At 52.7% G+C, this 21685-nt stretch carries 30 protein-coding genes; 16 read left to right on the top strand and 14 right to left on the bottom strand.

Annotated elements, in window-relative coordinates; translation table 11 throughout:
- Window positions 1–91: 91 nt before the first annotated feature.
- The 5 genes from purB to rluE are packed head-to-tail and all read right to left on the bottom strand — an operon-like array spanning window position 92 to window position 4427.
- A complete protein-coding gene (gene purB, locus ACT3IC_RS00415) occupies window positions 92–1462 on the bottom strand; it encodes an adenylosuccinate lyase (RefSeq protein ID WP_103179175.1) in 1371 nt (456 codons plus the stop codon).
- 19 nt (window positions 1463–1481) lie between these two features.
- On the bottom strand, window positions 1482–2111 hold the full coding sequence (hflD, locus tag ACT3IC_RS00410) for a high frequency lysogenization protein HflD (protein ID WP_263950977.1): 630 nt from the start codon (window positions 2109–2111) through the stop codon (window positions 1482–1484).
- A 27-nt stretch (window positions 2112–2138) separates the two neighbouring features.
- Window positions 2139–3248: a tRNA 2-thiouridine(34) synthase MnmA gene (gene mnmA, locus ACT3IC_RS00405; protein ID WP_139156335.1), complete on the bottom strand. Its 1110-nt coding sequence runs from the start codon at window positions 3246–3248 to the stop codon at window positions 2139–2141.
- Window positions 3249–3289: 41 nt separating this feature from the next.
- Window positions 3290–3763, bottom strand: coding sequence for an NUDIX domain-containing protein (locus tag ACT3IC_RS00400; protein WP_103179178.1), 474 nt, complete (start codon window positions 3761–3763; stop codon window positions 3290–3292).
- Window positions 3756–4427: a 23S rRNA pseudouridine(2457) synthase RluE gene (gene rluE / locus ACT3IC_RS00395; protein WP_103179179.1), complete on the bottom strand. Its 672-nt coding sequence runs from the start codon at window positions 4425–4427 to the stop codon at window positions 3756–3758. Before rluE ends, ACT3IC_RS00400 begins: the two co-directional genes overlap by 8 nt.
- Before the next feature lie 117 nt (window positions 4428–4544).
- Between rluE and icd the strand changes: the two genes are divergently transcribed.
- Window positions 4545–5795 carry an NADP-dependent isocitrate dehydrogenase gene (gene icd, locus ACT3IC_RS00390; RefSeq protein WP_114315319.1) on the top strand — a complete coding sequence of 417 codons (1251 nt, stop codon included), beginning with the start codon at window positions 4545–4547 and terminating at the stop codon, window positions 5793–5795.
- Window positions 5796–5912: 117 nt separating this feature from the next.
- On the opposite strand, the gene ACT3IC_RS00385 is transcribed toward icd, so the two are convergent.
- The 8 genes from ACT3IC_RS00385 to ACT3IC_RS00350 all read right to left on the bottom strand — a co-directional run bounded on the left by ACT3IC_RS00385 (window position 5913) and on the right by ACT3IC_RS00350 (window position 11927).
- Complete coding sequence (locus tag ACT3IC_RS00385; RefSeq protein ID WP_149335803.1) at window positions 5913–7040, bottom strand: site-specific integrase; 1128 nt, start codon at window positions 7038–7040, stop codon at window positions 5913–5915.
- Window positions 7021–7266 carry an excisionase gene (locus ACT3IC_RS00380; RefSeq protein WP_032617596.1) on the bottom strand — a complete coding sequence of 82 codons (246 nt, stop codon included), beginning with the start codon at window positions 7264–7266 and terminating at the stop codon, window positions 7021–7023. Before ACT3IC_RS00380 ends, ACT3IC_RS00385 begins: the two co-directional genes overlap by 20 nt.
- A gap of 52 nt (window positions 7267–7318) precedes the next feature.
- A complete protein-coding gene (locus ACT3IC_RS00375; protein WP_473475727.1) occupies window positions 7319–9973 on the bottom strand; it encodes a 3'-5' exonuclease in 2655 nt (884 codons plus the stop codon).
- 137 nt (window positions 9974–10110) lie between these two features.
- On the bottom strand, window positions 10111–10452 hold the full coding sequence (locus tag ACT3IC_RS00370; protein ID WP_473475724.1) for an Rrf2 family transcriptional regulator: 342 nt from the start codon (window positions 10450–10452) through the stop codon (window positions 10111–10113).
- 3 nt (window positions 10453–10455) lie between these two features.
- Window positions 10456–10791 (bottom strand): hypothetical protein, encoded by a 336-nt coding sequence (locus ACT3IC_RS00365; protein WP_473475721.1) that lies wholly within the window; start codon window positions 10789–10791, stop codon window positions 10456–10458.
- A gap of 165 nt (window positions 10792–10956) precedes the next feature.
- A complete protein-coding gene (locus ACT3IC_RS00360) occupies window positions 10957–11139 on the bottom strand; it encodes a DUF1482 family protein (RefSeq protein ID WP_156238415.1) in 183 nt (60 codons plus the stop codon).
- The gene (locus ACT3IC_RS00355; protein WP_256369318.1) at window positions 11136–11258 is read right to left on the bottom strand and encodes a hypothetical protein; all 123 of its coding nucleotides are present in this window, start codon (window positions 11256–11258) and stop codon (window positions 11136–11138) included. The genes ACT3IC_RS00360 and ACT3IC_RS00355 overlap by 4 nt, the downstream gene beginning before the upstream one ends.
- A 288-nt stretch (window positions 11259–11546) precedes the next feature.
- Window positions 11547–11927, bottom strand: a complete 381-nt coding sequence (locus tag ACT3IC_RS00350; RefSeq protein WP_473475716.1) for a helix-turn-helix domain-containing protein — start codon at window positions 11925–11927, stop codon at window positions 11547–11549.
- Between the two features lie 106 nt (window positions 11928–12033).
- Here ACT3IC_RS00350 and ACT3IC_RS00345 point away from each other — a divergent pair, with 106 nt between their 5' ends.
- The 15 genes from ACT3IC_RS00345 (at window position 12034) to ACT3IC_RS00275 (ending at window position 20419) form a co-directional block, all read left to right on the top strand.
- Complete coding sequence (locus ACT3IC_RS00345; RefSeq protein WP_473475713.1) at window positions 12034–12276, top strand: helix-turn-helix domain-containing protein; 243 nt, start codon at window positions 12034–12036, stop codon at window positions 12274–12276.
- Window positions 12257–12811 carry a toxin YdaT family protein gene (locus tag ACT3IC_RS00340; protein WP_473475710.1) on the top strand — a complete coding sequence of 185 codons (555 nt, stop codon included), beginning with the start codon at window positions 12257–12259 and terminating at the stop codon, window positions 12809–12811. The genes ACT3IC_RS00345 and ACT3IC_RS00340 overlap by 20 nt, the downstream gene beginning before the upstream one ends.
- A gap of 51 nt (window positions 12812–12862) precedes the next feature.
- Window positions 12863–13855 carry a DnaT-like ssDNA-binding domain-containing protein gene (locus ACT3IC_RS00335; RefSeq protein ID WP_473475707.1) on the top strand — a complete coding sequence of 331 codons (993 nt, stop codon included), beginning with the start codon at window positions 12863–12865 and terminating at the stop codon, window positions 13853–13855.
- The gene (locus tag ACT3IC_RS00330; protein WP_473475704.1) at window positions 13767–14312 is read left to right on the top strand and encodes a replication protein P; all 546 of its coding nucleotides are present in this window, start codon (window positions 13767–13769) and stop codon (window positions 14310–14312) included. The genes ACT3IC_RS00335 and ACT3IC_RS00330 overlap by 89 nt, the downstream gene beginning before the upstream one ends.
- Before the next feature lie 15 nt (window positions 14313–14327).
- Complete coding sequence (locus ACT3IC_RS00325; protein ID WP_473475702.1) at window positions 14328–14744, top strand: PerC family transcriptional regulator; 417 nt, start codon at window positions 14328–14330, stop codon at window positions 14742–14744.
- Between the two features lie 4 nt (window positions 14745–14748).
- Window positions 14749–15009: a DUF977 family protein gene (locus ACT3IC_RS00320; RefSeq protein ID WP_473475699.1), complete on the top strand. Its 261-nt coding sequence runs from the start codon at window positions 14749–14751 to the stop codon at window positions 15007–15009.
- Window positions 15006–15350, top strand: coding sequence for a hypothetical protein (locus tag ACT3IC_RS00315; RefSeq protein WP_473475696.1), 345 nt, complete (start codon window positions 15006–15008; stop codon window positions 15348–15350). The genes ACT3IC_RS00320 and ACT3IC_RS00315 overlap by 4 nt, the downstream gene beginning before the upstream one ends.
- Window positions 15343–16080, top strand: coding sequence for a DNA-methyltransferase (locus ACT3IC_RS00310; protein ID WP_473475693.1), 738 nt, complete (start codon window positions 15343–15345; stop codon window positions 16078–16080). Before ACT3IC_RS00315 ends, ACT3IC_RS00310 begins: the two co-directional genes overlap by 8 nt.
- A complete protein-coding gene (locus ACT3IC_RS00305; RefSeq protein WP_473475690.1) occupies window positions 16077–16292 on the top strand; it encodes a hypothetical protein in 216 nt (71 codons plus the stop codon). Before ACT3IC_RS00310 ends, ACT3IC_RS00305 begins: the two co-directional genes overlap by 4 nt.
- Window positions 16293–16402: 110 nt before the next feature.
- Window positions 16403–17182 (top strand): hypothetical protein, encoded by a 780-nt coding sequence (locus ACT3IC_RS00300; protein WP_473475687.1) that lies wholly within the window; start codon window positions 16403–16405, stop codon window positions 17180–17182.
- Between the two features lie 911 nt (window positions 17183–18093).
- A complete protein-coding gene (locus tag ACT3IC_RS00295) occupies window positions 18094–18342 on the top strand; it encodes a hypothetical protein (RefSeq protein WP_473475684.1) in 249 nt (82 codons plus the stop codon).
- 125 nt (window positions 18343–18467) lie between these two features.
- Window positions 18468–18674, top strand: coding sequence for a hypothetical protein (locus ACT3IC_RS00290; protein WP_473475682.1), 207 nt, complete (start codon window positions 18468–18470; stop codon window positions 18672–18674).
- Entirely contained in the window at window positions 18671–19027 is a 357-nt protein-coding gene (locus ACT3IC_RS00285; RefSeq protein ID WP_473475679.1) for a RusA family crossover junction endodeoxyribonuclease, read from the top strand. The genes ACT3IC_RS00290 and ACT3IC_RS00285 overlap by 4 nt, the downstream gene beginning before the upstream one ends.
- A complete protein-coding gene (locus ACT3IC_RS00280) occupies window positions 19027–20058 on the top strand; it encodes a DUF968 domain-containing protein (protein WP_473475675.1) in 1032 nt (343 codons plus the stop codon). The genes ACT3IC_RS00285 and ACT3IC_RS00280 overlap by 1 nt, the downstream gene beginning before the upstream one ends.
- Window positions 20059–20068: 10 nt before the next feature.
- The gene (locus tag ACT3IC_RS00275; RefSeq protein ID WP_473475673.1) at window positions 20069–20419 is read left to right on the top strand and encodes an antiterminator Q family protein; all 351 of its coding nucleotides are present in this window, start codon (window positions 20069–20071) and stop codon (window positions 20417–20419) included.
- Between the two features lie 215 nt (window positions 20420–20634).
- Here ACT3IC_RS00275 and ACT3IC_RS00270 read toward each other — a convergent pair whose 3' ends face one another.
- Window positions 20635–21627 carry an SDH family Clp fold serine proteinase gene (locus ACT3IC_RS00270; RefSeq protein ID WP_473475670.1) on the bottom strand — a complete coding sequence of 331 codons (993 nt, stop codon included), beginning with the start codon at window positions 21625–21627 and terminating at the stop codon, window positions 20635–20637.
- Window positions 21628–21685 lie beyond the last annotated feature (58 nt).

The following is a 21685-nucleotide window of genomic DNA, read 5'->3' as shown; positions in this document are numbered from 1 at the left end:
GTTTAACGCTGATTATGTTGCGGAGGGGATAAACATTTCGTAAACCGGGGGAAAGGAACCCTCTTTCCGGGCGGAAAGAGGGTAAAAAGCGTTATTTCAGCTCATCAACCATCGCGATAGCGCGACCGATGTAGTTTGCCGGGGTCATCGCTTTCAGACGGGTTTTCTCCTCTTCTGGCAGGGCCAGACCGTCGATAAACTGCTTCATGCCTTCGGCATCGACGCGCTTGCCGCGGGTCAGCTCTTTCAGTTTTTCGTACGGCTTCTCGATACCATAGCGACGCATTACGGTCTGGATTGGCTCCGCCAGTACTTCCCAGTTGTGATCCAGTTCGTCGAGCAGACGCTCGCGGTTCACTTCCAGCTTGCTCACGCCCTTCAGGGTGGACTGATACGCAATCAGCGCGTAGCCGATGCCCACGCCCAGGTTACGCAGCACGGTGGAGTCGGTCAGGTCGCGCTGCCAGCGGGAAACCGGCAGTTTGCTGGCCATGTGCTGCAGCAGCGCGTTTGCCAGACCCAGGTTGCCTTCGGAGTTTTCGAAGTCGATTGGGTTGACCTTGTGCGGCATGGTGGATGAACCGATTTCGCCGGCGATGGTCTTCTGCTTGAAGTGGTTCAGGGCGATGTAACCCCAGATGTCGCGGTCGAAGTCGATCAGAATGGTGTTGAAGCGCGCGATGCAGTCAAACAGCTCGGCAATGTAGTCGTGCGGCTCAATCTGGGTGGTGTACGGGTTCCACTGGATCCCCAGAGAGGTGACAAACTCTTCGCTAAACTGGTGCCAGTCCACTTCCGGGTAGGCGGCGATGTGGGCGTTATAGTTACCCACGGCGCCGTTGATTTTACCGAGGATCTCCACCTGCTCAAGCTGGCGGTACTGACGTTCCATACGGTAAGCGACGTTCGCCATCTCTTTGCCGATGGTGGACGGAGTTGCAGGCTGGCCGTGGGTACGGGAGAGCAGCGGGATATCGCGATACTCCACCGCCAGGGCTTTCACCGCGTCGATGATTTTGCGCCAGTAAGGAAGTACGACTTCTTCACGCGCGGTAGAGAGCATCAGCGCGTGGGAGAGGTTATTGATATCTTCTGAGGTGCAGGCGAAGTGAATAAATTCTGACACCGCGTGCAGGGCCGGAACGCTTGCCACTTTCTCTTTCAGGAAATACTCAACCGCTTTCACGTCGTGGTTGGTGGTGCGCTCAATGGTCTTAATGCGTGCGGCATCTTCTTCATTGAACTCTGCGACGATTTTATCGAGGTAATCGTTTGCCTGGCTGTCAAAAGCAGGAACTTCCTTGATTGCTGCCTGCGCGGCCAGCTTTTGCAGCCAGCGTACTTCAACCTGTACACGGAATTTCAGCAGACCATATTCGCTGAAGATCCCGCGCAGCGCGCTGACTTTATCGCCGTAGCGTCCATCGACAGGGGAAACGGCGGTCAGTGAGGATAATTCCATAGTTCGCAACTCCGGGAGGTTAACAATGAGCAAGAATTTGTTTTGCCTGAGTGGTCAGGCGATTACGAGAAAACATGAGCTGCAGGCGGCCACCGCCGACCTGTTGCCACAGTACCGCGGCACGAATACCGGCGAGCAGGGAGGCGCGTACTTTGGCCTGCACCTGCGGGCTTTGCAATACGGCAGGGGAGCCGGTCACCTGGATACGCGGCCCCAGTGGGCTGATGACATCCACATAGATGCCCGCCATGGCGCCGAGTAAGGTATCGGACTGCAACTCGAAATGGTCCAGCTGGCGCTGCAGGCCGGTAATGCGCTCGCCGAGGGTATCCATCGCCCCTTTGGCGGCATTCAGCTTGCGCTCCAGCACCATCATGCTGAGGGTATAACGCGTCAGTTCGGCGTTAAGCCCCTGACGGTTGCTGGCATTTAACACGCCGAGCAAGGTTTCCAGACCAAGACGAAGATTCGCTTCGCTACCACCAAACACGCCGAGGGTGGAGCTGGGGTTCAGATCCACGACGCTGTTGAGCGAAACGTGCAGCGCGTCAGCATCGCAGTGACCCTGATGCGCCAGCTGTTGCACCAGACGGGCAGACTGGCAAATTCCTGCCAGCGCCAGGGTGATGTCATAATAGTTCTTCGCCACACTTGCTCCTTTCTGTGTGTTATCGCATTAAACCGCGGTCAGCGGCAGGCGTTGTTCGATGATACCGCCGCCAAGGCAGATTTCACCGCTGTAGAAGACAGCAGACTGACCCGGGGTCACGGCGGCGACCGGCTCGTCGAAACGCACCTCAATGCGTTCATCATCAAGCGCAGTCACGGTGCAGGGGATATCGGTCTGACGATAGCGGGTTTTCACCGTGCAGCGCAGCGTGCCTTTCAGCGGCTCGCGGTCGACCCAGTGCAGCTGTTGGGCAATCAGCCCGACGGACATCAGACGCGGATGGTCATGACCCTGGGCCACAATCAGAATATTGTTTTCAACATCTTTATCGACGACGTACCACGGATCTTCGCTACCCTCTTTGATACCGCCGATACCGAGGCCCTTACGCTGGCCCAGGGTGTGATACATCAGACCCTGGTGCTCGCCGATGGTATCGCCATCCACGGTCACGATCTTACCCGGCTGGGCAGGGAGATAGCGGCCCAGGAACTCACGGAATTTGCGCTCACCAATAAAGCAGATCCCGGTTGAGTCTTTTTTCTTCGCAGTAATCAGATCCAGCTCTTCGGCGATTTTACGCACTTCTGGTTTTTCCAGCTCGCCCACCGGGAACAGGCTTTGGGCAATCTGTTCGTGGCCGAGGGTATAGAGGAAGTAGCTCTGATCTTTGTTACCGTCGAGCCCGCGCAGCAGCTGGCTTTTGCCGTCGACATCCGCGCGGCGCACGTAGTGGCCGGTGGCGATGTAGTCAGCACCCAGATCTTCAGCGGCGAACTCGAGGAAGGCTTTAAATTTGATCTCTTTGTTGCACAGAATATCCGGGTTTGGCGTGCGGCCGGCTTTGTATTCAGCCAGGAAATGCTCGAACACGTTATCCCAGTATTCTGCGGCAAAATTGACGGTGTGCAGTTCAATGCCGAGCTTGTCGCATACCGCCTGGGCATCAGCCAGATCCGCGGCGGCGGTGCAGTATTCCTCGCCATCGTCCTCTTCCCAGTTCTTCATGAACAGGCCTTCAACCTTATAGCCCTGTTGCAGCAACAGCCAGGCAGAGACGGAAGAATCGACGCCGCCGGACATGCCGACGATCACTTTTTTTTGGCTTTCAGACATTGGAATACTCACGACATTGAACTTCAAGGCGGCGTATTCTATCACGCGCCCCCGGCATTGACACCCTCTGTAAACGGCCAGTTAAATTCGCCGATGGTCTCCAGCGGCAGACGCTGGCCGGTCAGGTAGCTGCGAATGCTCTCCGCAACCAGCGGGGAGCGCAGATGTGTTGCGTTAAGGATGGTGTCGGCATCCACCCACAGGCAACGATCGATATCGCTGTCGTGCGGCTCAGTGGCGCACGTTTCGTTAAGCTCAATGGCGAACAAAAAACGGATAAACGGCGTTTTGTCCGGCGCGATCCATTGATGGAGGCGGATGAAATGCTGCGGCCTGGCATGAATGCCGGTCTCTTCCCACAGCTCACGCTGCGCCGCCTGGACCAGCGTCTCGTCGGCTTCCAGGTGGCCCGCAGGCTGGTTCCAGAGCGCTTTGCCGTTGATGGTCTCTTCCACCACCAAAAATTTGCCCTGGGCGTGGACAATTGTGGCCACTGTGACATGCGGTTTAAACATGAGGCTCTCCTTGTTCGGTAACGTCCCGCCACTCACCGTTGGCGAGGTTATCCAGCGTGTAACTGCCCATGGCGTAGCGGATCAGGCGCAGCGTCGGATGGCCGACATGCGCCGTCATGCGCCGTACCTGGCGGTTACGGCCTTCATAAAGGGTGACTTTGATCCACGAAACGGGAATCGATTTGCGCTCGCGGATCGGCGGATTGCGCGGCCAGAGCCACTCTGGCTCATTCACCAGCTCAATGCCTGCGGGCAGGGTAGGGCCGTCGTTCAGCGTAACGCCGTTACGCAACGCCGTTAACGCCGCGTCGTCCGGGACGCCTTCAACCTGCACATAGTAGATTTTGCCGGTGCGTTTGCCGGGCTGGGTGAGCCTGGCCTGGAGCTCGCCGTCGTTGGTGAGCACCATCAGCCCTTCGCTGTCGCGATCGAGTCGGCCTGCGGCATAGACCCCCTGAACGGGGATGTAATCCTTCAACGTGCTGCGTCCGGCTTCGTCGGTAAACTGCGGCAGGACATCGTAAGGTTTATTGAACAAAACGACGCGTGTTGGCGCGCGTTGCTTGCGCGGTCTGGACGCTTGTCGGGTGCTGAATCGTTCAACCCGGTGATTTCTAAAAGAAGTTTTCTGCATGGTATTTTCAGACGTTATCAATTGCCGCATTATAGCCTAATAACGAATGCCTTTCATGGCGCCAGACATTCAGGTACTATCGGTGGGCTCATTACAAATTATTAACATAAGATCAGTAACAACCAGAAGCGCTCGAAGGAGAGGTTAATGGAAAGCAAAGTAGTTGTTCCGGCGGAAGGTAAAAAGATCACCCTGCAAGACGGTAAGCTGAACGTTCCAAACAATCCGATTATCCCGTTCATCGAAGGTGACGGTATCGGTGTTGATGTAACCCCAGCGATGCTGAAAGTGGTGGATGCCGCTGTTGAGAAAGCCTATAAAGGCGAGCGTAAAATTTCCTGGATGGAAATTTACACCGGTGAAAAATCTACCCATGTTTACGGCCAGGACGTCTGGCTGCCAGCTGAAACGCTGGACCTGATTCGTGACTACCGCGTTGCCATCAAAGGCCCGCTGACTACCCCAGTTGGTGGCGGTATTCGCTCCCTGAACGTTGCTCTGCGTCAGGAACTCGACCTGTACGTCTGCCTGCGCCCGGTACGTTACTACCAGGGTACCCCAAGCCCGGTTAAACACCCAGAACTGACCGACATGGTTATCTTCCGTGAGAACTCCGAAGATATCTATGCGGGCATCGAGTGGAAAGCGGACTCCGCAGAAGCCGAAAAAGTAATCAAGTTCCTGCGCGAAGAGATGGGCGTGAAGAAAATTCGCTTCCCTGAACATTGCGGTATCGGCATCAAGCCGTGTTCCGAAGAAGGCACCAAGCGCCTGGTTCGTGCAGCGATTGAGTATGCAATCACCAACGACCGTGACTCTGTGACCATCGTTCACAAAGGCAACATCATGAAGTTCACAGAAGGTTCGTTCAAAGACTGGGGTTACCAGCTGGCGGCGGAAGAGTTCGGTGGCGAGCTGATCGACGGCGGCCCATGGCAGAAGATCAAGAACCCGAACACCGGCAAAGAGATCATCATTAAAGATGTCATCGCCGATGCGTTCCTGCAGCAGATCCTGCTGCGTCCGGCTGAATATGACGTTATCGCCTGTATGAACCTGAACGGTGACTACATCTCCGACGCCCTGGCGGCGCAGGTTGGCGGTATCGGTATCGCACCAGGCGCGAACATCGGTGACGAGTGCGCCCTGTTCGAAGCGACCCACGGTACCGCACCGAAGTATGCTGGCCAGGATAAAGTGAACCCAGGTTCTATCATCCTCTCCGCAGAAATGATGCTCCGTCACATGGAGTGGTTCGAAGCCGCAGACCTGATCGTTAAAGGTATGGAAGGCGCGATCAACAACAAGACCGTGACCTATGACTTCGAACGTCTGATGGAAGGCGCTAAGCTGCTGAAATGTTCAGAGTTTGGTGACGCGATCATCGAAAACATGTAATCCGGTTTCCGGGTTGTATGCAAACGGGAGCCTGTTGGTTCCCGTTTTTTATTATTAGCTTTCGAACGGTTATCAAAATTTTATCAAAACAAGTTATCAAAACCCCATCCCAAAATCCTATATCGCGATTGTCGTCCAGTCCTTCCCGCGGTCGTCGTTGTAGCGATCGGTCTGCTGCTGTGACTTGTGGCCGAGCAACTTTTTAGTGTCAATTCCCTGTTCTTTATAAAGACGTTCCGATAGCGATCGCTGCTCATGGAATGTCGCCGGCGTTCCTTCCCTCCAGTCGATTCCTGCCTTATCCCGGGCCTTACTAAAATTCATTGTGAGCGTGTTCGCTTTAACCTGGGCACCACGCTCTGCTTGCGACGTGGCCCTGAAAAAATGGACGAGGTAAGGGCTAACCGCGTAATCCCGACAGCGCGATATAACATCCCGCAAACTCCAGTTGATGGCGTTCAGGCGGAGCGATAACGGGATCGCGATTTTGCTTCCTGTTTTCTCCTGAATAATGTGCAGCTGATCATCCCAGACATCGCTAAATTTCATCCTCGAAATATCACCCAGGCGTTGGCCGGTTACTAAAGCCAGCAGCATAGCGTTACCCATATATTGGTGGTTGGCGTCTGCAATCTCGAATATCCGCTGCCATTCCTCAAGGCTAAGTCGCTGCCGGGTGATTCTACGTCTGGGCTTTTTAGTGGCTGACGCGGGATCGTAACCCGGGGGAACTTCACCTGCGTGTTGCGCCTCTTTAAATATATCGACCAAAACGGTTCGAATAACCTGAGCCATTCTCGCCTGACCCGCCGCAATATATTCATCAAGAATTTGGGCGATATCGCGTACATCAACGGATGGCAACAGTTTCATTCCAACACGTTCACGCAGTAGAGCCGCTGGCTTATTTTTTTGTTTGAAGGTGTTTAATTTAATGTCACCTGAAGCCAGGCGCTCTTCCTGAATTTTCCAGTATCGGTCGAGCCATGTTGAAACCGTGATCGCTTTGCCTTTGCTTGTGGCGATCCTGTCACTGATCGCCAAAATCTGCCGGGTTCTCTGTTCTGCCAAACGCGCATTTGCCTCAGTAGCAATCGCAATGGCCTCCACTTCGTCAGTGCCCAGCGCATGGAACTTGCCGGTGATTGGATGCTTATAGCGCCAGTAAACCTTGTTCACCTTTCTGCTGTAGAGAGGGTAAAGGTTCGGTACAGAGACATTGTTTTTACGTGGTCTGGCAGCCATCGTTCAAAATCCTTTGCAGCAATATGGAGTCGTTCTTCTTAACTACCGGCGCGGCCAGTTCCCCTACCAACTCAGCATCTTCACGAACGCGCCATAAACGGCCCTGCTTCATTGCTGGTGGAGAAAACTGGTTCTGTTTCGCATAACGTCGAAGTGTCGACACGCTTGGAGGGTTGCTTCTGTATTTTTCAGCGGCCCACTCTTCGAGAGTTAACATCTGGATCATATGCTTTACCTCATAATGGCCCAGTAACGGGCCATTGGCTGAAATATTCTAATCAGATTGCTGTCAGGCGCTGCCAGATAGCCGAAACGTATTTGACCTGGTGACGGGCGTCCGCCAGAGCGTTGTGCTGATCACCCTCAAAAGGGATTTCATAGCGAGAGTTCAGCCCAACAGCTTTGCCCAGTTCGACGACGGTACGCACGTCCCGGTAGTTCCAGTGCGGGATCGGGAATGGCGTGTCGGCCAACTCGAATGCTGCCTCCAGAAGAGAACAATCAAACGAACTACCATTCCCCCAGAGCTGAACACTCTTCGACCCGTTAGCCGCGTTTTCAGCAATGAAATCGAGGAACTGCTCAAGCGCTTCCACCAGACCGACCGTATCATCCACCACGATTGCAGATCGTGCTTCCGGCGATTGCTTCAGCCACCAGAGGATGGTGCTGGCATCTGGCCTGGCCCCGAAGGACATCGACGACTCGAGGTTAATCACCTGGTAAAACTCTGCCCCAGCCTTACCGGTTGCCGGGTCGAAGAATACGGCACCAATTGAAACGATCGGTGCGCCTGGCTTTTTACCCATGGTTTCGAGATCCACCATCAGGTGCGTGAACATGGATTCCGGATTTGAGGTGTCAGCCCCCAGCGTCTCCAGTTCCTCTTTCAGATCCCCTTCCATCGCCGCATAGGTTGCATTGCCAACCGCGACGCCACAGTCAGGGCAACCGCCACAGCCGGTGCAAACAGTCTCAGCTACGGCATCTGTTTGCGGATCAGTTGCATCAACGCTTTCGCCTGGCGGAACCGCGTCATCAGTTTCTCCTTCCGTCGGGTCAGTCTCTTCCATCTGCACATCGCTGGTGGTCTCCTCTGTAACCGGTGAACGGTCATCTGTTTGTGGTTGTTTTTCGTTCATCAGGCCTTCGATGGAGAACATGCCGTCACCGAGGTTTGCGACCTGTGGCTGGCTGGTAGCGGCGTTCGCCCACTTCGGCAGGGTCTGCGTTTCAGCTTCACTCTCATCAGGAAATTTCTGCTCACCCGCCTCTGCCCATTTCGGTAGTGGATGTTCTTCAGCAGTTTGGGTTTCCTCAGGTTGTGCGGCCGGGAGAGGCAGCAGCTCAGTTGCAGCGTTGAATTCAGCTGTCATTGTCCGGTTCACGAACTCCAGATGCGCAGCAGGCGTCAGGTGGATATTCTCCGGCGCAATGCGCACCAGGTTGAAGATGGCCGCGCGATTCACTGCCAGAATGCCGGGCTGATTACGCAGGATCTTGCTCCATGACTTCCAGTCTTCCTCCTTACTCGACACTATCTCTTTCGCGCGACGGAGAATGCCGCCCGGGATCTCCTGATGGTTGAAGTCCATCGGAAGCAGGGCGCAGGCGATCTCCAGATCGAGGGTATCCAGGGTATGGTGCGCGTCAGAGCTGCGGTCAGTTACATACCCGCCGTCGGCATTGGTCCCGGCGTCAGTACGCTGCACGAGGTTTATGCGATTGCCGGCGACCCATTCACGCGTCAGGATCCCGCGGTCGATATATGGGGTGGCTACCCATGCCTTTGTGAACTGCAAAAGCAGGCCCAACTCATGGCGCTTTTCCATGCTGAACACTTTGCGGATGGCGTTCGTGTAGCGCCAAAGATCTTTGGTGTCGAAAGCCTTAACTTCTGCAAAATTTTCAGCAGCGAGCAGCAGGTCCTGGACATAACCATTGTCGGTATCCATTTCCAGTGCGTGCAGCTCTGCATTCTCGCTGCGCGTGATATGGTGGCGCAGTTCGTCCACCGTCAGCTGGGCAAGCAGCTGTTTGCGGAAAGGCATTTTGCAGACGGGGTAGTGGGCACCACCATCATCATGCTCGCTGATCTTCAGGCCATGCTCATACAGAGATTTTGGGGCTTCATCCTTGGCTGGAAGCTGGCCGATCTTCCAGTCCTCAACCAGCTGGTTACGATCCTCGGCGTTGATCCAGCCCGACATGAAGGCGGCCAGAAGCCCGGATTCGTGTTCTTTGTCCTGCGGGAAAACGTCTTTGACGGCCTGCACCAGTTTCCACTCGGCATGCAGGCTGAGATCGCTAATATCAGCTACGTCATTTTTGGCCTGCAGCAGATTCTGGAAGTAAGTATTTTCCTCATCGGTCGCCAGTTCGTTTGCGACGATCTGCTGTTCCTGGCTGATCTCCGAAACGTATTTGTCACCCAACAGATGGACGGCGAAGCGGACAGCCGGGGTGCGGTTTTCAAGCATGGAAGTGCTGCCAGCATTTGCAGTATCAGCGGAGAATACCGGCGCGGCAGGGATATCAGCATCGCTGTGGACTGCTGGCAGAGTGTGGCGCGGGGTCACAAATTTGGCTCGTAACTGGTCTAAGGCATCAGCCCCATGCTCTTCTTCGGCAGCCGCTGTATCAGAGGTTTTGCTATCAGGGATCACGTTCCATGTACGCTGGTCGTCGGCCAGGGCGTAGTGCTTACAGAACTCAAAGCAGACGGAGCCTTCTTCTGGCAGATCATTAATAACCGGCATGTCGGTGCGGACAGGCTTGGCATAGTCCTTACCGCGGCCAGTTTCGATGCCAGCATCTTCCAGTGCAACATCGAGCGTCAGGGCCGCGCGCGCTTCGCTTTTCGCAGTGAACCAAATCACTGCATCTTGCTTACCTGATTTCTGGGTTGCCTTAATCTGATAAAAAAATTCCATGGTGGAGCCTCTTTTGGGTGTAAGATACCCAACAGCTAATGAGCGCTGCTTAGGTAGTGGTCATTGGTCAAAACTCGATTCCGGAAAGCTTTGGTCGGCTGACCGGGTACTTAACCCGCCTTGCGCGGGTTTTGTGCTTATTGGGCGCCGGGCTTGTTCGCCAGCTGAGAGATAAGCACCCCATCAAGTGCATCAAGCACCGGGTCGAACGTGGTATTCGACGGGATCTTGCTGACTGCGCGGATGACTGCTGAAACTGAGATATCACCGTCACGAAGGCTATATCCGCCGCCTGGGCCTCTGTGCGAGGTGACCAGCTTGCCGCTGCGCAGCCGCTTAAAAATTTGCTCCAGGTATGAAACCGAGAGCTTCGATTCTTTACTCAGTGTGGCGAGGGATACTGGCTTGCCGCAGTAGATTCGTTCCAGAACCGCAACAGCCTGGACGGACGCCATCACTCGTTTCATTCCAAATTCCATGGCCTATCCCTTCACCGGATCCCGGCCGTAGCCAGGGTTATCTTCAATGGCATCCTGCAGCACCTGGATTGCTTCGCCGTATGGAAGGGTCAGCGCCAGCTTTATCGCCGTTCCGAAGGACTCTGCAGCCAGTTCAAACTTCTGCGCCAGACGGTTTGCCTCGTCGGTCTGCTCTTGAACAGCCTCGATTTCAAACTGATGCTCCTGCCAAACATCGTCCAACACTTCTTCTTCGACTTCTTCGCGCAACGCCTCTTTAACTTCAAGCACAGGCAGGATGCCGATTAGCTCTTCAGCTGGCGCGCTGCTGTATCGCAATGCCAGTTCGTTTGCTGACATAAATCCTCCGGAAAAAAGGCCCGCCACGGGTGACGGGCAAAGACAACTTTTCCAATTTAACCAGAACAGGTCATCGACTCCTGTTAGGTTGCGATGGTGGGATTTCCATCACGATGCCATGTGCACCTGGCATCAGGCTGGTAACAGCCATTGGTCGAAACTCGATTAAAAATGTAACGCTGGCTGTTGGTCGTCAGCCGATTTGTACGGGTAACACTGTCCTTTCACATGCTGCTCTGCGGCAGCTGCTTCACAAACCGCCTCGGTGTTATAAACGCCGAGCATGATGTCTGAGCATTCCCCGGTGAGGGCGCAGACGGTAACGATTAAGGCGAAGAGCGAGGTCATGCGTTGAGCTCTGGATTACCTTTCTGCGCCATGAAGTAGCAGAACTTGCGGATTAAAACTTCAACGATGTTTAGGCGAATAGCCTGCTGTCTAACGGGGTTACGTGCGTAGTCGATCATGGTCATCTCCTTATTGCCATTTACGTCTGGCCGACGGAACGATAAAGCCTGCTGCGCGTTAGTTTTTGTCATCTCATCCGGTGTTTCATATGCCGCCGGCAGCTACTACGTGGGCGTCCTGCCTGGATGACTTACTTGCTGCTTGGTGTGGGTATAGTAAAACCCATATTGTGTTTATATGTCAACACGTGATGTGTTAGTTTGGGCGGTATTATGCAACTTAGAGGTGATGGGAAATAAAAAAACCAGCGCTAAGGCTGGCTTGTGAGAGGCGGGAGGGGTGAAAAATTAATTGTCTGTCGTCTTAAAGCGTCCACGTAGATATTTCTCGACGTAGTCATCGAGCTCTTTAAGCCGAACCTCGAATAGGTCAATCATCCGGTCCTGCTCAGTTTCAGGAAGTTGATCAAACAGAGCCAACAAATGGCGATGACGTGGAGTAATCCAACTTTCAGTAGAATCAGCGCCAAAAATTAGCTCTGCCGGTGCGATCTTGAGGGCGCCAGCCAGTGTAATTGCATCGTCGACTCCAATTGTCCTGCTGCCTGACTCGTAATTACCAACACGTGACTGGGCCCACCCGCATAACTCTGCCAGCGCCTTTTGTGAAATTCCTTTTTGCTCTCTCGCCCGTTTGAGGCGGGCAGCAATCTGATCATTCGTATTCATAAAGACGTTTTACCACGTTGCGTGTTATCACTCAAAAAACAAGCCGTGTTGACTTTCAAACACGGAGCGTGTTTAATCTCTTCAACGCATTTATCACGAGGTGGCAATGAACAACATCGCGAAGGAGAGACAATCTCTCGGACTTACCCAAGACCAACTGGCTTCCATGTTTGGTTGGCGGCAGTCGCGTATTTCGAATTATGAAAATGGAACGAGAAAACCAACTCTCGACGATTGCAGGCTCATCGTTGAGAAATTCAATCAACTCGGCGCCGAATGCACATTGGATAGTGTTTTCCCGCCAAAAAGTGATGAACAAGGTGATGACCATGCAAACAGTAACGTTTGAACATCTTAACCGGCAGACATCCGCTTCGCTGAAAACGGAAAATCATTATGAACCGCGTCGCAGAGACAATTTGCGGCGCCAGGCAATCCTGACCGCAGTACGTGAATGGGAGCTTACTCTTCCCGGTCAGGCTCAGGATGTTGTTACCCAGCTGGTGGCCGAACAGTGGGCTAAAGAGGGCGGGCGAGGTATCACTGTGAATAAACAGAACCTTTATCGTTACCTGAAAAACGAAACTAACTCTACTAAGTACACGGGTTACGTCATGAAGCTCGCTAACGCAATCAGCATCGCCATGCCGATTGAGATCGCCAGAAAGCATGGCCTTCGCCAGGGTAAAACCGAAGCCGAATTAGAGGCAAGCGCAATGAAAGAATGCAGCGAGGCCCTACAGGCGAAGCTACTTGGGGCTCCTTTGCAGAAACTGGAAAAGGAGATCCGTGAAGCAGCAATAGCTTTGTTCAGCCTTTTGCCATCCGATACGGCGGGACCACTACTGGCAAGTATTAGTGCCGTAGCGCCACAGTTCTTGTAATCGAGTTTTGACCAATGACTACCAGCTTTGCTGGTTAATACGAGGATATAGATGGCCCGTATCAGAACAGTGAAACCTGAATTCTGGACAGATGAGAAGGTGGTGGAGTGTTCAATTCCAGCCCGCTTGCTGTTTATCGGGTTGTTTAATTTCGCTAATGACCTGGGCTGCCTGGAACGATCACCGAAGCGCATCAAGATGCAGATATTCCCGGCAGACAGTATCGATTGCGAGCCGCTCATCTGCGAGCTGATTACTCATGGATTACTCATTGAGTATTCAGTGAATGGTAGTGCTTACCTGTGCATCAAGGGCTTTTCCAAGCATCAGAAAATCAATCGCCCCTCAGCCACAAAAATACCGTCCCCGCTTGCACTCACTGAGCCCGAAGTAAAAAACGAAGGTGGAATCAGTGAGGACTCAGTGAGCCCTCATGGAGTTATCAATGAGTCCTCACTGACGGATACGGATACGGATACGGAAGGGAAAGTAATAACCCCCTCTCTTAGCGAGCGCGAAGAGAAAAGCCTGGTTCAGCCTCATCAGGACGAACCTCAAAAGCCGAGATATCTCGAAGGGCTGGATGAGCCGATCGGTAAATTCACCATGACCAGCGCGTGGCTGCCGTCCAGAGATTTTCGCCAGCGCGCGGCGACGTGGGGAGTTGCTTTGCCCGACCCTGATTACCTTGTCACAGAGCTCGCTGAGTTCGCTTCGTACTGGGAGTCAGAGGGCAAGGTGTTTACTCAGGTTCAGTGGGAACAGAAATTTGCACGGCACATCGTGTTGGTGAGATCGAAAAAACAACCGGAAACCGGAGGTAAAGACAATGCAGGAGTTCGGGGAGAGCCTACAGCATCCAGGGCTGTTCAGCAGATTCAGTCAGCCCACGCAGAGTGGCGCCGCCGTCATGGACTTGATGGCAACGGAAACGGCATGGCGCCTGTGGCAGGTCATGGGGGAAATATTCTCGAACCGGTGGACGCAGAAGAATGGGGCGGAGCCTTCGGCGCTCTGGATAGCCCAAATCGGTTCGATGAATGAACAGCAAATCAAGCTGGTCTGCCAGCAGTGCATGGAGCGGTGCGCGGTTGGAAACACATGGCCGCCGGATCTTGCTGAGTTTGTATCGCTCGTTTCAGAGAGCGGCGCTAACCACTTCGGCCTGACGTCCGAATGTGTCATGTCGGAGTACCGTCGCTGGCGCAACGAGTCATATCGATACTCAGGCAGCGATAAATATCCGTGGTCGCAACCAGTGCTGTACCACATTTGCATTGAGATGCGCAGAACGGGCGTGGAACGCCAGATGACAGAGGGGGAACTCAAAAAACTGGCAGAGAAGCTATTAACAAAATGGAGCAAGCACGTCAGTAACGGCCTTTCGGTACCACCGATACGCCGCCAGCTTGCAGCACCGCAGCACCCGGCAGGGCCAACTCCGGCGCAGCTGCTGATGGAAGAGTACAAACGCCGCAAAGCGGCAGGGTTAACCAACTAAATCGAGTGATGACCAATGACCAAACCATTAACGATGAAAGACCAGGTGGCGATCTTTGTTCGCTACCAGCCGAACTGCGACATCAAGGACGTTGCAGAAGCCCTGGACATGGCAAGCACCACCGCAGGAAAGCACCTGCGTGCGCTGACGGATGAGGGCGTGCTTATCCGCAACCACAACGGATCCCAATACAGCTACACCGTGGCGCCAGGCGCAGACATTCCTGACGAGGTGCTGCCGTGCATGGAGCAGAAGAGCGATCCGGTAAAAATTCTCGCTGCCGAAACGAAGGCCAAAGAACTGGAGAGCAAAGGGCTCTGGCGCCGGGCCGCAACGGTCTACGCCGACATGATGGCGATCGCCTGCAGTTCGCTCGAGGTGGCCCGCTTCGCGCAGTGCCGGGAAAAGTGTCTGCGTCAGGCCCGGAGATAGCGCCATGCCAAGACCAAAAACGCACAGAGAACGTTCTTTGTTCATCGCCTGGATTATCGAGTTGGTGAAAACGCATGGCCGCGCAACGACCAACGAAGTTGCCGCCATGTTCGGCCTGCATCGCACCACCGCCGAGAAATACATTCGGGCTGCTGTAGAGCAGGGCCAACTTATCCGCCACGGGCGCAGTGGCGTCTTCCGCGACCAGCGAGCAGTTATCGAATTTGACATGGAGCGTTATACGCACCGAGGAGCAACCAAATGAGCAAATCACTAAACGCGCGCTGTATCCGCCGCTGGGAAGTTGAGTTCAAGGGCCTTTGCGATTCGAAAGTAAGCCCATGGTGGCGTAAACGTCACCTTCGCGGTTGTATTCGTGAATGCGCCCTGACCACGGCTCACTGCATGGTCGAACGTATGGCAGAAGGTAACGCCCGAGTGGATTTTAAAGGGGAAGAGCCAGGTTGGACGCCAGAGTTTTCAGCTTGGTATGTAACACGCCGGAACCAGTACCGGAAAGAAGCGCTGAGCTACCTCAATGAAGAGGCCACCAACGACGAAATCGACGAAGAGATTCTGAATGAGCTGGAGGCCTGGAATGACTGAGTCGATCATTCTGCACAATGCTGATTGTTTCGATATTTTCGCGACGATTGCTGACGGTTCTGTGGATCTGGTTTGTGCTGACATTCCCTATGGCACTACGCAGTGCCGCTGGGATTCGGTTCTCGACTTGCCGCTGATGTGGAAGCAGCTCTATCGCATCGCCAAGCCGACTGCGGCAATTGTCCTGTTTTCAGCCCAGCCGTTTACCAGCATGCTGGTTGCCAGCAACTTCCGGCACTGGCGCTCTGAATGGATATGGGAGAAAGGTAACGCTACAGGCTTCCTGAACGCTAAAAAGCAGCCTCTGCGCGCGCATGAAAATATCGAGGTGTTTTACCGCCGCCAGCCGACGTATAACCCGCAGATGACTGAGGGCCATATCCGTAAGACCAGTAAGCGGAAGACCGTTAATTCGGAATGCTATGGGAAGGCTCTGACGCTGACTGAATACGATTCGACAAAGCGGTACCCGCGCGATGTTCAGTTCTTCTCGAGCGATAAGCAGACCGGGAATTTCCACCCGACGCAGAAGCCACTGGCGCTGGTGAAATACATCATCGAAACCTACAGCAACCCCGGCGACGTGGTGCTCGATTTTACTATGGGAAGCGGTACCAGCGGCGTTGCCTGTCAGGAACTCGGGCGCCCGTTCATCGGGATCGAGAAGGAGTCAGATATTTTTCAGACTGCGTGCCAGCGCATGGGTGTTAAACAGGAGTGTGCAGCATGACCAAATTCACCAAAGACCCATCCACTCACCCGGCCAACGGTCCGCTCACGGAAGAGCGTTTGATCCGCGTTCGTGACGAACTGGTAGCAGCGGCAAAGCGTTCTGACGGTGGTAACCTTGGCTACATGATGGCTGACGCAGCGAAGGCTATCGACGAGTTGCTGGAGCGGAGGATGATTGTACCGTTAACTTCGAAATCACAGTTAACTTAGTTTGCTCTCGATAAATCGTAGCCCATCTTTAGGATGGGCTTTTGTTCAACCATCCCAGTACAATAAAACTAAGGATAGATTAGGCTCGCAATTGTAAAGGGCGCACCAATATGGCGGATGAAAAGAATAAACATGGTCTTTCTCGATATATCCCTGAGTCTGTGAGACGAGAAATTAGGCAAAGGTGCGGATTCGGTTGTGTGATATGCGGGCTTGGTTTTTATGATTACGAACATTTCGATCCAGACTTTGTTGAGGCCACTGAGCATAATCCAAATGGGATGACTCTGCTTTGTTCACAATGCAACCAGAAGAGGGCGCGAGGAAGACTTTCAGCGCAAACCGTAGCGTTAGCTAATGCCGATCCACAATGCCGTAAACAAGGTTTCGCAAGTGAAATGTTTGATTTCCACAGCGAGCCTATAAAGGTGTTTTTTGCCGGTGTGTCCTTTTACGACTGCCAGCATTTGATCGTAGTCAATGACCGCCCAATCCTAACAGTTCAACCACCATCAGTTCCTGGCTCACCTGTGAGGTTGTCAGGAGTATTTTGTGATGCGATTGGACGAGAATCACTCAAAATAAAAGAAAATAGATGGTTTGTTGATTCAGATTACTGGGATGTGGAATGCATTGGATCGAGGATTATCATTCGTAGTGCCCTTGGCGAAATAGTTTTGATTTTAAGGATGAATGCTCCTAACGGATTGATTGTTGAAAGAATTAACATGCTTTTTGAGGGCGTAAGATTTAGAGGTAATGAGCATGCTTTGCAATTTTGCCTGGATGGTAAAAATTGGAGGGAGTGGGTTGGGTGTAGTATGTCGCACTGCTTTGTAGGGGTTGCAATAGAAACCCAGGCTAAAGCAGCTAATGATTCATTCTACTAGGAAACAATTCTCTTAAGTGCTGGTGCGGGCAAACCTGCCGGAATTCTGTTCAACACATGTGACTGCTTGATATAATGCCTGTCCAATCAAGGGGGTAAAGCATGCAAGACTACATGATTTTTCTCGCGGGTTATTACGATGGAGAACCAATAAAATATAATCCGAACCTAGACACAGTGAGCGTCAAAATTGGGGATAGCCCGAGGATTTGGAAATCACTGAAGGTTTATAGGGTTACAGTGGCTGGACAAGAATTTAATACCGCAGGGGAATTTGAGCCTCCATACGCTGACGTTGAAAGGGCCTTGGCAACACACCCTGTCGAGCCAGTAGGGAAAAGTTAGCGTTACAAACCACAGGCCTCTCCGGAGGCCTTTTTCTCGCCCGTCGTTATACAGGGGAGCAGCCTCCGACATACCTGATCGATATAACCGATCGATATCAGAATATTGATCTATGAAATCGATCAGTTAATAACCGGCGACCGGCAACAAATTATCAACCTGACAAAAAGTGTCACCCCAGTAATATACCCATAAAAGCAGCTTTACCCTTCTCCCATAAGGGGTGAGGGTTTTCTAATCAGGTATTTACCCCAGCACTACCTTAACCGTGAAAGTGTTAAAAAATAAGGTCGGTTTTTACACGGAAGTAGCGGAAAAATTTATTTAAATCAATCAGATGAATGGGATTGCGCAGGCATGCTTTTCATGTGCATACTTAAGCGAAACGAATAAATACTGTTTATACATACAGTGTTTTGTTGTATGGTTAAAGTGCTAAAGAGAAAAATGAATTTTTCTTCCGGCGAACCTATTAGGAAATTTGCGCCATTTTTTATTTTGGCTCTGTGGAATGGACATCTCCCCGCCGGGAGACAGTATTTGTGGATAGCAAAGTGAGGGGGTTTTGTGAGTGATAGTGAGGCACAGCAAAAGGGTTGGTACGATTTGGTGCGTCGTGACGATGGACTGGTTATGGCGTCATATCAATTTGGTCCTGAGGACCGCGTACTGTTTTACCGATACGGCGATAAATTTAGTTGCAGGCCGATGGCTCCTGATGAGCTGATCGGCGATTTATCGATGTTCACCCAGATGCTCGTCAAGGCGGGTTACCGCCCCTCATCCCTTTCTGATATAGTCACCTCGTCAGCCTGAACAACTGACAACCTGCTGCGCCACTGGAGAGATACCATGGCGCAAAAACCTTCCAAACAAGCACTTAAACTGGTTCCTTCCGGAATCAGCGATTTCTTTTTGCCCGCGCTCGAACAGGTGATGGCATGAAGAAAACCAGCTTCATTCATACCCAGCTCACCGAGAAAGAAGTGGACGAGCTCGAGGCCCGCTATCGCGCCAATGATGTGCGAACTGTGCGAAGCCTCGATTTCGATCTCATCCACTGGACGCTCACCGCCTATCTGCCTGAGGCAAACAGAGCCCCACGGCAGGATAAAACCTTCCAGCAAAAGCTCTGGAGGGAATCGTGAAGACCTACAACATCACCCCGATGGGCAAACCCAGGATGACACGCGCTGATAAGTGGAAAAAGCGGCCGGAGGTTCTCCGGTACCGCGCGTTCTGCGATCACGTCCGGCTGCTGGACGTCGAGCTACCAGAATCCGGTGCACATATTACGTTCATCCTCCCGATGCCACTGAGCTGGAGCAAGAAGAAGCGGCAGGAAATGGCGGGGAAGCCCCACAAGCAGAAACCCGACAAAGACAACCTGGAAAAAGCCCTGATGGATGCCATCTATGCGGATGACGCCCATATCTGGGATTCTCGCGTGACGAAGCGCTGGGGTGAAGTAGGGCAAATCATCATCGGGGAGATCGCCTGATGCGTGCCTTACTGAAACCAGTTATCGCCAGGGAGCTGGGCGTTGTGCTGCTGAAGCCCGGCAGCGAGCTGATGTCCATGTTCATTTCAGGGCGCGTGCTGGTTGAGAGCCAGCCCGCCAGCATGACCAGCTTTGAGACAGGGCGGGTGCCTGATTTACGTCAGCCGCTGGCGGTTGACCCGGCGCTGCGCCCGTTCTTCCTCCACGAAAAGGTGATCAAAGCCGCTGGTGGGCTGGCTGGCCTTGAATACTGGCTCCTGCACCATGGGGGCGGGGCTTGCCAGTACCAGCTCAGCGATTACCACTATCACGAACTGACCACCATGCGGCACGAGCCCGGCGCGATCCTTCTTTGTGGCCACTGCGACAACCGGCTGCGCGAGCAGTACACCGAACGGCTGGCGGAGCTGGCGCGTCAGAACGTCATCGACTGGGTGCTGGACATTGCCCGGGTGGCGCTGGCGCTCGACAAAACCCGTGAACTATCTCTGGCTGAATTGTGCTGGTGGGCTGTACGTGTCGGCATTACTGATGCATTGCCAGAATCGGTTGCCCGCGAAGCGTTATGCCTGCCAGTAGCGAAAGAGACCTACCGCGAGAGCGAGATAGTGCCGTCGGTACCGGCCACCAGCATCATCGCCGACAAGGCACGCGCGCTTCCATCAGGACCTGCAGCCACACCACCAGCCATTAAGCCAATCGTGGGCGTGCTGGTGGATCCCGAATCCCCACAGACCTTCATGAAGCGGCCAAAGCGGACCCGCTGGGAGAACGCAAGGTATCTGGCTTGGGTCAAAACGCAGCCGTGCGAGTGCTGCGGCAAGCGGTCAGATGATCCACATCACCTCATTGGCTGGGGCCAGGGAGGGATGGCAACAAAGGCACATGACATATTCGCGATCCCCCTGTGCCGCCAGCACCACACCGAACTACATAATGACCCGGTGAAATTCGAGCGTAAGCACGGAAGTCAGCCGGCAATGATAATCAGAGTGCTGGACCGGGCCTACGCGCTCGGCGTTCTGGCTTAAGGAAAAGAATATGAGAGATATGTATGAAGTAATGGAACGCTGGGGAGCATGGGCAGCTGCTGATAGCAGTGGCGTCGACTGGCAACCAATTGCTGCTGGTTTTAAAGGGTTGATTCCTTACGGTAAGAAATCTCGCCTTCAATGCGATGATGATGAGGGTATTATGATTGACGGTTGCGTGGCACGCTTAAGAAAATATAAGCCTGATGAGTATGAACTGGTTGTTGCTCATTTTGTGATCGGGATATCTCTTCGGGCTATAGCGAAGAAACGAAAGTGCTCGGACGGAACTATTCGAAAGAATTTGCAGACAGCGTTGGGGTTTGTTGAAGGATGCATTTTTATGTTATGTGCAAACTGATTTGCCGAGCGTACTGGGAGCTTGCCCAGTACGCTCATCTTCGTTACCGACGTTTTGTCATGTTTGAAGCGTTGGAACTTTGACTACCTGTATTTTGACTAACGCCAACAACCGTATAGTAAATGCCAGGCTGATTCGCGGAACTGGAGCTCACTGAACCTGGCGCGGAACTATTGGTTGTATAGTTTTTGTAAACAACTCCCTTCGTTAGTGTGTTAATCATCATATCTACCCCACCCTTCGCTCATTAGATTGTTCTGGATAACAGGTTGCTGGTTGTTATCAATAGTTAGTCTCACCAATCCGTTTGTACGGAATTGGTAAGAACAGGAATCTTTTGCCTCGACTAAGACTCGAGGCAAGTTGTAATTTCCAGGAGCGCCATTGGCTATGTATGTTGCCGGGATAAACGGCTCCCCTAACTTCATATCATCTTTAATGTCGTCATAGATGCTTTTGATCAATGTGTAGAGAGCTTCGTCTGGTTTTTCAATGTTAAGGCCCAGTTCATTTTCTGCTTCCCTTCGACTAATAGTGTAGTCATGGCTCCCTGAATCACTACATAGGAAGTTAACAATTTTGCTGATTTTCTCACTATCATTGATTTGATATGACAAAAGCTTAGTTGCAAGCATCTGAATCTGTGCTTTTGAGCGGTAAACCTTGCCTAAGACAAGCGGATGGACTTTTTCGCTTAAGGACAGCAAGACTTGAGAAAGCGAGTTTGCATCAGCAATCTTAAGTTCGTCCGTAGCAAGTGCCAAATATCCTTTGATATCTTCAACAGATACGGGGAGGTTGATGTCTTGCCCATTAGCCTGAATAGAGGGATTTAACGCTGTGGTTATGCTAGGGTCAATAGGTCCCAAGGTGGCTTGCTTCGTCATGATAATCGAATTAGCACCCAGAGACATGATCGTACCCGCACTATGACATTTTGAAGGGATAATCACTTCAAGTTCGTCGCAGAATTGGCGAATAAGATTGATCAAACTCCAAGCGGTTAGCGTATCTCCGCCTCTCGTATAGATGAATAAACTAATTTTTGGCACAACGCCGATTATGTCTAAGTGGTTGACAAAATAATCGAAAACTTCGCTATGAATCTGTGTTTCCATGCCAGGCTTGTCGCCGGTAACGAAGCAAATGACTTTCGATTGACGCATGTCCTCTAAGCGAGAGTAAAGTTCCTTGCGCTGTGCGTACATTTTTATTCTTCTTAATATCAGAAAAAAGCTGTGGTTAATAGTCGGTGAATATTAGAGC

Source organism: Leclercia sp. GHBNCSD (genome assembly GCF_055805075.1).
This window is presented reverse-complemented; position numbering and strand designations above follow the sequence as displayed.

What these genes read in the sequence shown, in the direction of transcription:
- ACT3IC_RS00360 (WP_156238415.1), bottom strand. Translation starts at nt 11,139, where the DNA reads ATGACCTCGCTCTTCGCCTTAATCGTTACCGTCTGCGCCCTCACCGGG.
- ACT3IC_RS00400 (WP_103179178.1), bottom strand. Translation starts at nt 3,763, where the DNA reads ATGTTTAAACCGCATGTCACAGTGGCCACAATTGTCCACGCCCAGGGC.
- mnmA (WP_139156335.1), bottom strand. Translation starts at nt 3,248, where the DNA reads ATGTCTGAAAGCCAAAAAAAAGTGATCGTCGGCATGTCCGGCGGCGTC.
- ACT3IC_RS00370 (WP_473475724.1), bottom strand. Translation starts at nt 10,452, where the DNA reads ATGGAATTTGGAATGAAACGAGTGATGGCGTCCGTCCAGGCTGTTGCG.
- ACT3IC_RS00270 (WP_473475670.1), bottom strand. Translation starts at nt 21,627, where the DNA reads ATGTACGCACAGCGCAAGGAACTTTACTCTCGCTTAGAGGACATGCGT.
- ACT3IC_RS00315 (WP_473475696.1), top strand. Translation starts at nt 15,006, where the DNA reads ATGAGCAAATCACTAAACGCGCGCTGTATCCGCCGCTGGGAAGTTGAG.
- ACT3IC_RS00340 (WP_473475710.1), top strand. Translation starts at nt 12,257, where the DNA reads ATGCAAACAGTAACGTTTGAACATCTTAACCGGCAGACATCCGCTTCG.
- icd (WP_114315319.1), top strand. Translation starts at nt 4,545, where the DNA reads ATGGAAAGCAAAGTAGTTGTTCCGGCGGAAGGTAAAAAGATCACCCTG.
- ACT3IC_RS00300 (WP_473475687.1), top strand. Translation starts at nt 16,403, where the DNA reads ATGGCGGATGAAAAGAATAAACATGGTCTTTCTCGATATATCCCTGAG.
- ACT3IC_RS00280 (WP_473475675.1), top strand. Translation starts at nt 19,027, where the DNA reads ATGCGTGCCTTACTGAAACCAGTTATCGCCAGGGAGCTGGGCGTTGTG.
- ACT3IC_RS00305 (WP_473475690.1), top strand. Translation starts at nt 16,077, where the DNA reads ATGACCAAATTCACCAAAGACCCATCCACTCACCCGGCCAACGGTCCG.
- ACT3IC_RS00355 (WP_256369318.1), bottom strand. Translation starts at nt 11,258, where the DNA reads ATGATCGACTACGCACGTAACCCCGTTAGACAGCAGGCTATTCGCCTA.
- ACT3IC_RS00325 (WP_473475702.1), top strand. Translation starts at nt 14,328, where the DNA reads ATGACCAAACCATTAACGATGAAAGACCAGGTGGCGATCTTTGTTCGC.
- ACT3IC_RS00345 (WP_473475713.1), top strand. Translation starts at nt 12,034, where the DNA reads ATGAACAACATCGCGAAGGAGAGACAATCTCTCGGACTTACCCAAGAC.
- ACT3IC_RS00275 (WP_473475673.1), top strand. Translation starts at nt 20,069, where the DNA reads ATGAGAGATATGTATGAAGTAATGGAACGCTGGGGAGCATGGGCAGCT.
- ACT3IC_RS00375 (WP_473475727.1), bottom strand. Translation starts at nt 9,973, where the DNA reads ATGGAATTTTTTTATCAGATTAAGGCAACCCAGAAATCAGGTAAGCAA.
- rluE (WP_103179179.1), bottom strand. Translation starts at nt 4,427, where the DNA reads ATGCGGCAATTGATAACGTCTGAAAATACCATGCAGAAAACTTCTTTT.
- ACT3IC_RS00380 (WP_032617596.1), bottom strand. Translation starts at nt 7,266, where the DNA reads ATGATCCAGATGTTAACTCTCGAAGAGTGGGCCGCTGAAAAATACAGA.
- ACT3IC_RS00330 (WP_473475704.1), top strand. Translation starts at nt 13,767, where the DNA reads ATGGGGGAAATATTCTCGAACCGGTGGACGCAGAAGAATGGGGCGGAG.
- ACT3IC_RS00385 (WP_149335803.1), bottom strand. Translation starts at nt 7,040, where the DNA reads ATGGCTGCCAGACCACGTAAAAACAATGTCTCTGTACCGAACCTTTAC.
- ACT3IC_RS00350 (WP_473475716.1), bottom strand. Translation starts at nt 11,927, where the DNA reads ATGAATACGAATGATCAGATTGCTGCCCGCCTCAAACGGGCGAGAGAG.
- ACT3IC_RS00290 (WP_473475682.1), top strand. Translation starts at nt 18,468, where the DNA reads ATGAAGAAAACCAGCTTCATTCATACCCAGCTCACCGAGAAAGAAGTG.
- ACT3IC_RS00335 (WP_473475707.1), top strand. Translation starts at nt 12,863, where the DNA reads ATGGCCCGTATCAGAACAGTGAAACCTGAATTCTGGACAGATGAGAAG.
- ACT3IC_RS00310 (WP_473475693.1), top strand. Translation starts at nt 15,343, where the DNA reads ATGACTGAGTCGATCATTCTGCACAATGCTGATTGTTTCGATATTTTC.
- ACT3IC_RS00365 (WP_473475721.1), bottom strand. Translation starts at nt 10,791, where the DNA reads ATGTCAGCAAACGAACTGGCATTGCGATACAGCAGCGCGCCAGCTGAA.
- purB (WP_103179175.1), bottom strand. Translation starts at nt 1,462, where the DNA reads ATGGAATTATCCTCACTGACCGCCGTTTCCCCTGTCGATGGACGCTAC.
- ACT3IC_RS00320 (WP_473475699.1), top strand. Translation starts at nt 14,749, where the DNA reads ATGCCAAGACCAAAAACGCACAGAGAACGTTCTTTGTTCATCGCCTGG.